This is a genomic window from Rania fehmarnensis, assembly GCF_056494185.1.
Window position 1 is genome coordinate 3,636,648 of sequence record NZ_CM151398.1, and the last position, 14,728, is coordinate 3,651,375.

General features: G+C 55.1%; 1 protein-coding gene (running past one end of the window). It reads right to left on the minus strand.

Annotation, left to right across the window (positions count from 1 at the left end):
- Positions 1-14,725: the 5' portion of a LamG-like jellyroll fold domain-containing protein gene (locus SH573x_RS12265; RefSeq protein WP_479355405.1), read on the minus strand. It extends 15,956 nt beyond the left edge of the window; only the first 14,725 of its 30,681 coding nucleotides appear in the window; it begins with the start codon at positions 14,723-14,725; the stop codon falls past the left edge of the window.
- Between the last annotated feature and the right edge of the window lie 3 nt (positions 14,726-14,728).

Here is a 14,728-nt window from a genome sequence, read left to right on the forward strand (position 1 = left end):
TGCCGATCAGAATGGTATCTGCGCTGGTCGTGCCGCTGATCATCAACAAGTCCGTGGCATTGTCATCAGCTATATCGCCAGCTGTGAAGTTACCGAAGTGTCCATCGATGGTGTCGTTGAGTACTTCATCGGTGCGGAGCTCGAAGATATCGATGCCCGAGCCACCAAACTGTTGATCGATGCCGCGCTGGCCATCGATCAAGTCGGTGCCCGAACCGCCCCAGATGACGTCACTACCTCCACCGCCATACAGTTGATCTTCGCCACCGCCGCCAACCAGGCGATCTGCCCCGCCGTGCGTGTCGGCTTGGGTCAAGACGGTCGTCGCTCCCGATGGCAACAGGATGTTGGCTTGAGTATGCGAGATGTTGTTAGGACCGACCGTGATGTCCGCAGCGATGTAGTCGTTGCCATCGCCGCCATCGAATACTTCGCGGCGAATGTTGCCGTATAAGAAGTCGCCATCGTCGCCGCCAAACAACTGGTCGCCAACCAGGAGCGTCTGGGCTGTGAAGTTGGCTGCGGTCACAGTGGGTGTATAAGCATACAAACTATCGCGACCTGCACCGCCGAACAAACGTTGACCGGCTTGCACATCGCCGGTCGCTCCGGCCCCGCCCAGCAAACGATCGTCGCCGTCGTCCCCATAGATGTTGTCGATACCGGCGTCGCCATTGACGATATCATCACCGGCCCCGCCGCGCACGACGTCGTCGCCACTGTCACCTCTCAAGATAATCTCGTTGCCCGCGCCACCATCCAAGTAGTCTGCATCAGCGCCGCCCCGGAGTTCGTCCTCTTGCGATCCACCCAGCAATACATCCAGCCCTGCGCCGCCTAGCAAGACGTCGCGCCCGTCTAACGCGGCGCCATCAATGGTTAGACCACCTAAGATCGCGGGCGTGATCAAGACTGCGGGAATGTAGCCCCCTACGGCGATGTCTCTCAAACCAAAATTGGCTAGGCTGGTCGAATAGAGTGCTTCGGTCGCGACGTAATCAGGCGGCAGTGTGAAGTCATTGGTGTTCAGCTCATAGTCATCGCGCCGGCCGATCGGCAAACCTCCGAACATGACATCGTTACCGATGCCACCATCGAGCGTATCATCGCCCAGCATGCCCACCAGAAAATCGTCACCGTCTTGTCCGCTGAGCGCGTCCAGGCCTGCGCCACCAAAGACATCATCGTTACCGCCACCGGCTAGCACTGTATTGTCGCCATCACCGGTGTAGATAATATCGCGACCTTCGAGCGTGGTGATCAGATCGTTACCGTCGCTGGTGGCTTCAAAGAGAGTCGCGGAAATCGCGACTCCGCTGGCGAAGACAACGGCTCCATCATCGCCGAGCACAAAATTGTTGCCGCTGCCTGCAGTAACCGTATCGATATTGCCTCCGGCCATGATGGTATCGTTGCCCGCGCCTGTGGTGATCGAGTCAATGCCGCTGAGCGACGAGATGATCGTCCGCGCATTGGTTGGCAGACTATTCACTAATTCAATGGATCCGCGATCACCCACGATCACGTTGCGGCCGCCACCATCGATGATCGTGTCGTTACCTAAACCACCGATGACAACGTCGTTGCCAGTTCCAAGCGTGATCGTGTCATTACCTTCGGCCGGGCCGATCAACGATTGCATTGAGATGTTGGTACCCGAGGACGAGAGCAGTATTACATCGCCCGCGACAAAATTATTCCCGTTGCCCACGACAAGCGTATCGTTGCCCAATCCACCGAAGACAAAGTTGTTGCCGCTGCCGCCGGTCAGCCGATCATTGCCCGCAAAGGTCGCCAGCACGCGCACTGAGGTCACCAATCCGCCGACGGCGCTCACAGTGGCTGAATCACCAATCAACAAGTCATTGCCATTGCGACCCACGATCACGTCATCGCCGTCCATGCCGATTAGTCGATTGTCAAAGTCGTTACCAGTAATGGTGTCGCCAGCGGCACCGCCCACAACATCTTCGACTCCCGTAATGGTGCCGACATTATTTGCGCCGGTAAACAAATTCACGGTAACTGGCACGGTCCAATCGATAAAGCTAAGCAAATCGCGTGACCCGGGGCCCGCATTGGTTGCCCCAGTCAAGCCTGATAGTGGTGCCATCGCAAAGGTGTCATCCCCTGCTCCGGTAAAGACCGATTCAACCAGTTCGAAATTCATCAGCGGTATGGAACCGACAATCGTACCGGTGTTGGTCGCGCTGACGTTCACATTCAACGGGATAGTGAAACTGGAAAGATCTAAGCGATCGGAATCGGTGCGTCCGGGCGTGGCAGTACCCAACAGCTTGCCGGTCAATCGACCGCCAGCCGAGACCATGAAAATGTCGTTGCTGTCACCGCCCGTCAGGTTTTCGAAGCCCGAGAAAGCAAACGGAACGGTGGTTCCATTGTCCAGGATCGAACCCGCATCGGGACCAGTGATGCTCCAGGTGGCCGTTACGGTGCGGCCTGTCAGTTGATCTGCGCTACTGGCGCCACCCAGAACCGCTTCAATGTTATCGAAACGCGAGATGCCCGGTGCTGTGCGAGCTTGCCGGTTGACCGTGACGGGTTGTGAACTGCTAAACGCCGAGTAGTCCAGCATATCATTGCCTGCCCCAGCCGAGATCGATCCACTCAAGCGATCTTGGCCGTCGAAGACGAAGCGATCATCTTGGGCACCACCGACCAGGTTCTCCACATTCTCAAACACAAAGGCGCTGTTGATATTGCCCTTGTTGACACCGGTCATGGTCCAGACATTGCTCGAGCCCGCACCGATCACATTGCTAACGGTCAATTGATCATTGCCAGCGCCCGACAATACACGTTCAATACCAATGACCGGTTGGCCCACCTGGCCACCATTCACTGTGTTGGCGCCGCTCACCACAGTGAGTGCATTGGTGAGCGTTAAATCCGCCGTCACAGCGCTGAGATCAAAGGTATCCAGCGCATCGGTGCCCAGGGGCGGTTCGATAATCGAATCGATTCCCCAGCCATCTGCAAAGACATAACGATCGTTGCCCAGCCCGCCGGACAGTTGATCATCACCATCCCCGCCGACCAGCACGTCGGCGCCGCTACCGCCGACCAGGATGTCATTGCCTGTCCCACCAAACAGTCTCACGGGCACTGTCACACTAGGATCGACAGTGATTTTGTCGTTGCCACTACCGCCGGAGAAAAAGATTCGCTGCACACCCGTAAAGATGCGAGTTTGCGTGTCGGGCTCGCCATCGCGGTTGAGATAGTTAAACGTCACGTTGATCGCCGGCTGACCACCTTCGACCGTTTGCGTTACTGTGAACTCTTCATCGGGATTGGTGCCGTACAGGGTGCTGCGACCTTCGGCGTAGTCGCCGGCGTACAGCAGTAAGGTACCATTCTCAAAATCGCCGCGTCCCGCCGTGACCTCGCCCAGGCCTGGAGCAACGCAATGATGATTGAACTCAAACAGTTTGATGTCGGCGATCGTAAAGCTATCGCCACCCAATAAGGCAACCTCGTAGTAAGCCCGGATGAAGGCGTTGATCGATCCGTGCGCATCGAAGACGCAAATGCCTGGAAAGTCGGCGCCCGTCGATGGAGTAGGCATGAGCGAGAATAGATCGACCAATTCATCCAAATAGATCTTGCCATCCCCGTCCAGGTCGTTCCAATTCATACCGATATCGGCTCTCACACCGCCTTCGATACCAGCTGTGGCAATGGCCAGGTCGATTGCCGCGCCGACGCTCGCTTGCAGACTCAAGCCAAACTCGTCGATGTCGGCGCCCGAAGTGACGTTGGCCAGGTCACCGAAGTAGAAGCCATCGATAAAGTTGCCGGTCTTGGCAATGCCGCGTGTATCGAAGCCAATCGAGAAATCCGCAAAGGCATTCAAGCTGGCTTTGAAGGTGGCATACAGCGGCACAGGCGGAATCGGAATCGGTCCAAATCGCATGCTGAACGGGACATTTAGGTTGAGCGTCGGAATGTCCCACTGAATGATGTCCGCTTTTTCACCCGTGAACAATTTGAAAATGTTCGACGGATCGGAAAGCAACGGAATCTTGATCCCCAAACCACCTTTGCCGCGCGCATCCGATTGGCCGGTCAATCGATTGAGCAACGACTTGCTGCGCGAGAGACCAGGGTTCGTAGAATTAGTTGATTGATCAAGTATATTGGAGGACGGTGCGCCGCTGGGGCTGGTCGGGATTGTCGTCTCCAATGCACTTGGCTTGACTTTCACCGCCGTGTTTTTGTTGGTCAAGTCGGTGGAACCACCTTCGGTCGTGGTGTAACTGGCGGTGATCGTGCCCGTTTGCGCGGTGGTGAAGACGATCTTGCTCTTGCTGACGGTGCCTTCTTTGTAACGCACTAGTTTGTAAGCGGTGCGTGGCAGTTCTACGTTGTTGCGGAAGACGCTCACCGGCGTGCCAGCTCTGGGATTGCTCGGCAGAATGCGCTCAAGCGTTGTACCAGTGGTGGCCGTCTTGACTACCAGCAGTGGCTTGCCGGTTACATAAAACGTGCCGAAGTTGATCACGATGTTGTTGCCATCGCGCGTGGCTTCTTCCAGGCTGTCGATGAACACAAACGCTTCTTGCAACAGACCGACCACCTTTTGTGCCTGGCGAGCGATCGCGATCGACTGCTCTGTCCGGCTGGCACCTACAATTCCCAGGGTCAAGAAGGTCAACTCCGGACCATTCAATAGTTGTGACAGGTCATTGAGTCCGGGAACCGGCGAAGCCAGAAAATCGATCAGTGGTCGCAGCGGTCCGATGTATTTGGTGTAGCTGTCAAACACGGGCGTGATAACAGTCGTCAGAAAGCTACCCATGTCCAGTTTGGCATCGCGAATCACAATGTCAGGCAAGCCGCCGCCGATCAGTCCATCGCGAGTCGTCAAGCCAATCGCCCAATCGAGCGTCAAGTCTGCGTTGATCTGCGGCAGTCCGGCACCTATATCGGCACTCAATCTCAGATCAGCAAACGCTTCCGTGGTAATACCGGCATTGAATAGAGCGTTCTTCGGCGTCTGTTTGATCTCACTGAAGGTCAAGCGGTTCTTGGCATCGCCGTCTGGATTGACGATGTCGATAAAAATACTACCCGACAGGCCCGTGCCCTTGGACAAGCGACCGTTGCCATCGATATCGACTTCGGTAAGCAGGTCGCTGATATCGCCGTCGCGGTTGTAGTCGAACTGGTCCGCGGCTTCGTTTAGTCGCGGTCCGCGGCCACTACCGCTGCCACCATCATTGATGATGCCATCTCGATTGTAATCTTCGGTCGCGTTGGTCGTGGCCGAAACGTTCATGAAGAACAATTTGCCAGCGAGCGTCGTGCCGGGCTTGAGCCGCACATCGACGGCCAGGCCAATTTCGGGGGTACCGGCCGACGGCAGGCCACCGGTGTACGTCACATTGGGATTAACTTGGAAGAAGAAACCACGCTGCAGGCTAACGCCAAAGCCGAAGCTGAAGTTGTAGCGCCAATCGATCTGTACGCCGCCTGTCGTATTCAATTCGAAGGCCAGAGCGTCGACGCCCAAGTCGAAAGCGGCTTCGAATCGATCGCTGCCACCGATGGTCAGATTAATGGCAAACTCGAGATCGGCCGGCGCAGTCGTAACCGGGTTGGGGATGACGATATCCACATCGCGGGCGTCGGCCCGCTCGCTACTGTTGTCGACGTTGGGATCATCATGCAGAAGTGGATTCAGCTGCAGAACATTCGCGCCAGCAGGTCCCAACGCATTAAAGATCGAAGATTGAATCTGGAACTTGAGCGAGTCCACGCTGCCCGAGACCTGATTGAGCAGCGTCTCCAGCCTGTCGATCATGGTTTTCAGATCGCCGACAAACGTATTGTCTAAATTGACATTATCACCTACCAGAGGCATCTTCTGCAGCAAGTCATCTTTCAAACCCGACTCGAGCAGACTGACCACAGAGCGCGCGCCGGCGACCAACTGCTGCAGATTCATGCCGCTCAGGTCGGTCAAGCTGTTGATGTAGTTCTTGACACCATCAAATCGTAAATCGGGCGATCCTGGATTCTTCAAACCCACCACGACGGTGACGGCGTCATCGATCGATTGACCTAACAGGCTGGCATCTAGCGATGCGATCGCCATGCCGTTAAGTGCGAAGCCAAATTTATTGGCCAGTGGAATCGCAGATGAAAAGACCTGCGAAAATGGTAGCCCGCCGATGGTGTTAACTTCGGTAGGGGCTAGATTCTGAACGTTGATGTTAATGGACGCATTCGCGGGACTAGTCGCCGTGGCATACTCGACTCTTGTGCCACCAGTAGTCGCGGTCTTGAATCGCAATCGTGCTGGTGAAACATTGGTTTCCAAGATGTAGTCTACGCCGACGTCAGTCAACGCATTACCGCGTTTCAATACAACGCCATTGCGTGTGACCACAACCAGGTTATCTAAGGCCACCACGGGTAATTGGAATTGCGTCAGCCCATTGCCGATCGGCGTTTCCGTCGAACCGCGCAGGCGCATTTGGCCCGTGAGATTGCCTTCGATGCCGCCAATGCCTGCGGTCAAAGAGACCGCCGAGTTGATCGAAGTGCTCAGGACGATGGAAGTCGACTTGAGTAAGTAGGGAGTAAACGTTCCAAAGCGGAATGCAAAATCAAGATCAAGATCCGCTACTACGGTAAAGTCGACGTTCCCACCGGTTTTAACAGTAACGGGTCCGAGATCGGGCAGGTCGAGATCAAAGCCTACGTTCTTGGTAATCGTTTTGTTGATGTCTAAGCGTATTACAGCGGCTGCTTGGAAGCCGGCGAGGTTGGTGTCAGCATCGACGAATTGCAACTCTAATTGAAAAGCTCCTTCGGGCAGTCCCAGACGTTCCTTGATGGCATCACCGATGATCTTGCCGAGGTTGGCTTGCGAAGCGATCGCGCCGCTCAACTCAGCCAGGGTAGCGTTCATGTCGTTGCGGCCAGCTACTGTGCCAGGCATGGCCAGCAAGGTCTTGCGCAGCAACGTTGTGGCGGCGATCAATGGCCCAGTGGTCACAAACGTAAGTTGTTGAACCTCGCTGGTCGTGTTGGCTAAACCCGGAGTTAAGGTGCGCGTTTGAACGGTAGCTCCCGTGGTACTTGTGCCTTTGAGCGAGGCCACGTCCCCGAGCGTGCGGTTAAACGTTACCGTAAAGGGTCCGCCACGCTCGCCCGTGACCGAATCGACGACATTGGGACCAAACAGTCGAGTCAATTCGTCGAAGACCTCGCCTGCAGCTGAATCCACTGGTATGTCGGCTGGGTCAGCGACAGGTGGCGCTTGAGTGAGCGAAAGGCGGAAGACGTGATTCGGATTAGCAGCCGATTTTGTTTGCGCGAGTTGCTCGCGCACTTCATCGATTTGTTCCGGTGTTCCACCGAGATCCACTAACAAATCTTCTAACTCGGCGATCTTGGCATCGATCAACTCTTGATCAGGGCCACCTAACAGCTCGGCCGCCGCATCGGCCAGGCTGCCCACAACATCCAGGATTTCATTGGGCGTTTTGTTGACGACCGGCACAACCGTATTCAGGCCTTGCAGATCGCTGTTTTGCAGCAGTTCGACCACACGCTGAATGACACCAACCAGGTCAGCGACCGAGAAGTCTTTGAAACTGGACAGAGCAGTCTCTAGATTGTTGACTTGAAACTGCAATCTGGGTTTGAGCGAGCTAGGCTGATTGGCCAGGCTGACTTCGATGGACAGCGGCGACGATCCGCCCGGCAGAAACTGTGGTGGCAAGAAGGTCAGTAGCGAGCCATCGATGGGCAGGCTGGTCAAGCCACCGTAGGTGAACGAAGGCGTGAGAATATCACCAAAGCCAGCTGTGCTAAAATCGCTCAGGCGCAACTTGCCATCGGTACTTTCATTGGTCGGCGTGTCCGGATTGTCAACGTCGCTTAGGGTTAGTGATGCATTGATACTGAAGTCCACCATGCCGCCCACGATGGCCAAATCCAAGATGCCCAGCGAAGCAATTAGATCAATGTTCTCCGCTTCGATACTTACGTTGGCGAAGGCTTTGCTGCTGCCAGTCTTAATGTAGAACTGATCGGTGATGGGTGCGGCCAACAGCGGTATGCCTAACAACATGTCGCCGTCATTGGTTTCATTGGCGGGCGTACTGGGGTCATCACTTGCAGGAATCACTTCGGTGATGATGCCCAAGATGGAACCGATGGGGCTGATACCGTTTTCGTCGCTGGCTGCCATAACGCGAAACTTGTTGTCGCCCACTGGCGTGGTCTTGTCTCGCAGTTGGACTGCATCCCCGACAAAGGTCACTTCTAAAATGTTGGGTCCACCCGCCGCGGCTTCGATCTTGGATTTGATATCGCCCAGAGTTTGGCTGAAGTCCAAATCGACCGTAAACGTATTGCCATTTCGTAGTTCGACCACCAGGTCGGGTTGATTGCTCGTTTGACCAACCGCAAATCCTAGAAATGCGGAAGTACCGGTGCGAATCGTAAAGCCATTGATCGATTTGGCATTGGCCACGATCAGCAATTTGCCATCGAGAGCTTGCACTTCGATCGGCGCGATGCCACCGACCGTCGTCAGCCCAGGAATACTGACCGCCCGTAGCGCATCGGAGAGATCGCGCGCCAGGTCAGTGAGGCTGGTGTTATCAGCCACTTGTGCGGCTGGAATCGTTACGCTGATATCGTTGCTGGCACCGCCTGCCCGGTTGAGCGTCAAGGCCAATGTCATGCTTGAAGCCGTAGTACCTCGACCGCTTGAGTTCACAGGGGTGCCCAGACGCCCAACTTTGACTTGAACGCCGCGGCCTTTATCTAAACTCGAAAGCGGTGTGGTCGCGCTCACCACCTGGCCAGAACCGATGGCATCTAAATCGAGGCCCACAGTCAGTTCGACACCCGCATTGGCAGTGATGGTGGCATCGACGTTGCCCGCGACGCTCAACTGTGTAAAGCCAACATCCAAGCCTTGATCAAAATTCAGACCGACACTCTGGGTAAAGGTGGTACCCATAGCCAGGTTGAACGTCACCGTGCGCACAGGTGAGGCTGAGTAGTTCAGCGAAGCAGTGAACGGCAGACCGGCGAACTGTTGTTGAATCAGGCCATTCAGTACATGCACTAAATCTTGAATCGTATCGACGCGGAAAGTGGGGCTGGCCAACATGCCATCGCGGAAACCATCGGCTGAACCACCTTCGCCGTCGGACTCGACTTGGTTCTCACCCAAACCCAATTCGGTTTGGGCCGTGTTAATATCCTTAGATTGGCTATCAAGAAAACCTAAGAGTTCAGCGCCGTTGATATTCAATTCGATGGTAGCGCTATCGATGCTGACCAGTCGCACGCGCGAGCCAATCAACACGGCTCGCAACTTCTGATCCAGGCCCGCGCCGGCAAAGGTGGCTTTGTTGAACGCCTGGTTGATACTGCCGATCATGTCTACGGGTTGACTGTTTTGCCGAGTTGAGGCGGCGGGAATGGTGACGCTGATGGGACTGCCATCAATCTCCAGTTCAAACGTCAAGTCTTCGCTGACCTGGCTCGGCAAGTCCGAAATCGCCGTGATTTGAACAGTGTTTAACTCGAGCGATATACCGGCCGTGGGGCTGGTCGTGCGCAAAGTCAGTTTGTTAGCATCATCGGGATCGTAGATGTTGACGGCCCGATCCGCTGCCATACTCGGGGCCGCTTGTGTGTCGGCGAATCGCATATCAATGGCGGTTAGGGACATGGCATCAATTGAAGCCGACTGAATATTGCCAGTTGTATCGAGATACTGAATGACATCTCCCACGCGAATGCCCAAGCTGAACAGGTTTTCACCCGAGCTGAACGTAACGCGATAGCGGCTGAAGCCCACAGGCAGTGGTTCAACATAAGACGGCACGGGACTGGACGTGATATCCGCTAATGTGATGGAGGTCGAAGTAAACGGTTCTTGACGCTCGGCGATTAATTTGTCGTCCAGGTCGAGACTGGCTAACGTTTGATTGATATCCGCGTAGAGATCGTCGATCGAGTTATTGGTTGCAGTGGCGCTGGCTGGGATGGTGATAAAGAGCGGCTCGCCCCCTTCGATGCGTACCATAAAGGTTGCATCAGCGGTCAAGCGACCATTGGTGACAGCAATATCACTGGCGCCGATCAACTTTGGATTGAAATAGAGCTGGCGCGCGAAGTCTTGGGCCGTTTTAGTAAAGTCGACGACACCGCTGATTGCATCTTTAACAAACGGAATGCCATCGGGGACATCCAACTCGGCCGCGATCTCTTGTACCGAGTTGCCGAGTTGGACGAACATGGTGACCACCGACTCGGGAGTCAGCGAAGTGAACGAACCGATCGAGTTATTAATGGTGATCTTGTCGAACAAACTGCCCAGTTCAGCCAGGCTGTTATAGGGAGCCGGTCCACGTGTGCTGCCACCGGCCGTGGTGGTTGTGAAAATGGAAATGGAACCAGGTATTGGCGTGCCGGCAACTTCTGGACGAATCACCAGGCCATCGATATCGAAGGCGCCACCGACGCTGGGTATGAAAGTGGTCGAAAGATTGCTCGGTGTTAGCAACTCACTAATGGTGGCGCGACTATTGGCAGCCGGACCTACGCCTGGATCTTTGATGTTCAGCGCGAGGTTGGTGGTAAACAGGATACCCTTGTTGTCGGGTGTAGCATCTTCGCTCAAGCGGACGGTCACAAAGCCCAATGAAGCGCGAGCTTGTGGATTGTCGAGTTGGGCTGAGATAGCCAGGCGTACTTCGGGTTCAGCATCGTCGATGATCGCGACGCGATTGGTGGGCGTTAGCCCACTATTCAAAGCCAGGTTGATTTCCAATGGTAAACGAATGGTCGGTGCAGCCGTAATCAGAAATTCACCCGATGCGCTAAAGCTCAAGCCAGGAATTTCGTCGCCAAAGTCGAGTTTCGATTTGAATTGCAGCGGCTTAGGGGTAAAGGTCGGTGTAAAGGTTAGGAGCTTGGTTGTCGAGTTGTAACTGATGTTGGCAAAATTAATGCCCAGGGGTCCTGCTAACTCGTTCAGCAAATCGCCGAGCGACGGTGCCAGCACACTTGGATCCGAGTACTTGGCCAGTGCAGCTCGCAGTGTATCGGCTAAAGTACCACCAACTTGGAAGATCAAAGATGGATTGACCAAGTCTGGCTGGTCCGTGCGGTTGTCTGGATACTGAATCGTGACCAGTTCGTCTTCCAGCGTGGCAACTTCGGCAGCATAACGTTCGCCATTGGTGGCGAGGAATGTCACGACATCGCCTGGGCGGATACCGAGCGCAGCGGCTGAGCGACCGCCTGTATTGAGTCGCGCAGTGAACTGTCGAAAGCCGTCTGCGGTGGTGAGAGCGGTAACTTCCAGAATCTGGTGACTATCAAATTGCCGTGGCTCGGCGGCGGTGGCTAACACCTCACCAATCGTTTTGTTGACCAGCGGGATTTTCGAGGCCAGTACGCTGCTACCGCTGGCGCTCTCCAGCCACTCGGCCAACTTGACCAGGGCACCCACAACAATGTCCGATGATAAGCTGAGTTCGAGCGAACCCATGTTGGCAGTGAAGGTTGGGGCCACTGCATCGAATAGATTGGAATCGACAACGCGAATGTTTGGCAAATTGGGAGCGGTGGCGATTGGTGCACCAAAGAGCGTGGCATTAAATGCAAAGTTCAAGTCCAAGGAACTCGTCGGTGTAATCGACAGTCGATCCGAAATCGGCGCAGCCGAATTCACAAGTACAATCGACGCCCCGGCAGCAATCAAAAGTGAATTGGCAGTGACATTGCCAGTGACCGTACCGCCCGCTAGAGCAAATCCAATCGACGATCCGGCTCCATCGACCGACGCATTGATGTTAAAGCGATCGAGCGAGAAGTAGGGATCGATGCCAGTCGCTCGGCTCAAGGACACGCCGAACTGAGCCTGCATGTCGATGTTGGTGTTGACGTTGATCATGGCGTTGGCATTGAACTCGATGCCGTACTTGTTCCAGTCAACATCCAAAGCGCTCAGATCGAAATTGAAATCGCGATTAAAAGTTCCATTGACCGCCAGCTTGAAGTTCAACTGGTTGGTCGCCAGGTCTACTCCACCTGAAAGCGAAATAGGTGAAGCGCCGCCGCCGATTGAGAATCCAGTGGAAGAAACTTGTTGGATCTTATTGGTTAAGGCAGTGCGGAGGTCGAGTACGGACGGCTTCTTACCAATGTTCGTGGCTAAGAAGTTTTGGCTGCTAGGATCAAAGCTGCTGAAGTAATTAGAGGCCGCCTGTTCAAGCTTGATCAGATCGCCCCAACCCGCAGTTGAACTCGGACTGCTCCGCAGTATGCCATTGAGCGACTGACCAACGCCTGGGATGACTTTATTCAAAAATGCTTGATTGGATATACGATCCGCGGCCGCATCGAGCGATGCCATGACGTTTAGCAACTGATCTTGAATGGCTGGACCGATCTCGAGATCGATGACAACATCGGGTCGGCCAGCGAACAGGTTTTGTGAAGCGGCACTGACAACTGGTCGACCGAAGTTGGCCAGGTTGAAGCTCGTCGCACTATTGGTCAGGTTCAGCGGCAAACGCAGGTCGAGCGCCGCAGTCGGAGTAATGGCCACCAGGCCGCGTAGGTCAGACAGGCCATCGACAATATCGTCCAAGGTTACCTGGCTACCACCTTGCGGGCTCTGCAAGGCCACGCGGGCTTTGGCATCTAAACTGAAGTGGCCATTTTCGACGCTTGCCGTCACGCTACCCAGCGTGATACTCGCGTCGAGATCGGGAATCGAGGCAGTGCCGCCTAACTCCAGAAAGAGATCACGCACGAATAGTGATTGACCGAAATCATCGCTGTGCGTCAGATCCAGACCTAGCACACCTTCCAATTGCAAATTGCCTGTGAAGGTAAAGCCACCACTGTTGAGAGTCGCAGACGGACCGAGATTCAAGCTACCGACATTGATCGTTGGTATACCACCGGTGAAATGCGTCGCATTGAAGGTGAACTTCAGCGACTTCTCGTTGGCTGTGTCGGCTTGCACAGTTACCGCCGGCCCCAAAGCGGCTGCGATCTCGTTCAGTGTGGCCGATGCATTGGTGCTCAGGAGCGTACTGAGCGGTGTCACCACACGATCTTGCCAAAGCTGTTCGATAGGTAATAGAGTTGATAGCTGCGTATTGACATAAGCAACTGTGCCGGCCAGCGGACCTTGCGATTTGGCCTGAGACAAAAAGTCTTTGAATCGCAGGGCTGCGGTTTGGAGAGCATCGACCGGTCGCACGATGCCGAGCGCGATCGACTTAGCGGCTGAGGCGGCGGCGGATTTGACCAGCGTTGTCTCGAGATTGGCCGCAGTGAAGTTCGTGGCACCAACGGCGGAGAGAATTTTGTTTTGGGATAGTGGATTGGCCAAGAGCGCATAGTGATTAACATCACCACCAGCCGCCGCCGACTTGATCGGGGTCAAACGCAGCTTGCCCCCGATGCGGGCATCTTCGATAAACGGATCGATCGACGAGAAACTGGAGACGACGCCATCGCCACCATGGCCAGATGGTACGCTTTCATACCAAACTTGACCCGCGGTCGGGCTAACGCCCACGATGTTCGTAAAGGAAAGCAATTCATCGCTGGAGAATCCATCGGCGGCAGGCCCAACTCGTTTGATCAGTCGATCGTTTGTGTCGAGTTCGGTGCTGTAAACAATGTTCGTGCGACCAACGCGGCTGAGCCACGCATTTTTATCGGCGCCTGCCGGTGATGTGGGTGGCGCATTGAGGTCGGTCAGCAGATCATTGACCAGTGTATTGCCGGCAGGCACGGCACTGCTGAGCGGCTCAAAGAGACCGTCGTTGTTTTCATCGATAGCCGCATAGGTGGGCAAGAGTTGTTTGAGTGAACCCACATATTGCTGCACGAACGAAGTCAGAGAGATATTCGGGTTGTTGATGACGGAACCCGGCACGCCAACTACGTTGAGGGCAGTTCCGCTGCGCATCAAGTCGTAGGCACGCTCGACAATCTGGCTAGTCATACTGGGTGTCGATTCCGATTCCCAGTTATTACGCGTGAGATTCCAAACGTCCGAGACGCCTTGATTGGGAACGCCGACCATAACCAGGTCATCGATAGCCGGCAGACCTCCTTGGGCGTACACGTTGCTTTGGATATAACTGCGGGCGATCAAACCACCTGCGCTGTGGGCAATCACATCCACCTTGGTGGCTGACGGGTAGAGCGTTTTGACTTGGGCTAAGAGATTGCCGAAGTAATCCAAGCCGGTTGCGAAGACGTTATCGGTGATGGTCGCCACGGAAGCATTTGATAAGACTCCATCAGGCGCCGACAGAGCGGTGGAATCCACGCGCGAGATGGGCAAGCGCCAATCCCATAAACCCACGAACAAGTTCTGTCCTGGTCCCGTCGAGGTATAGCCGACGTTCTCCAGCGACTTGATGATGTTTTGATTGACACCCGAGAACGGTTCGAGCGCGAGTTTGGCTGGAGCGAGCCCTCGGTTGGAGTACCATTCGGTCAGCCCGCTGGTGGTTTCATCGCGAGCAAAGGTGCCCCCGAAGCCCGGGATGTAGATCAACGGATCGGTGCCGGCCGTTAACATCTGCCGAGGTTCGAGCGACTCGAGCGTCATCGGCCTGGCGACTTTGTGGAGCAGTTTGCGAAGCTTGGCTCGATTGGATGCGTGCTGCGAGGAAGAGCGGCGACTCATGAA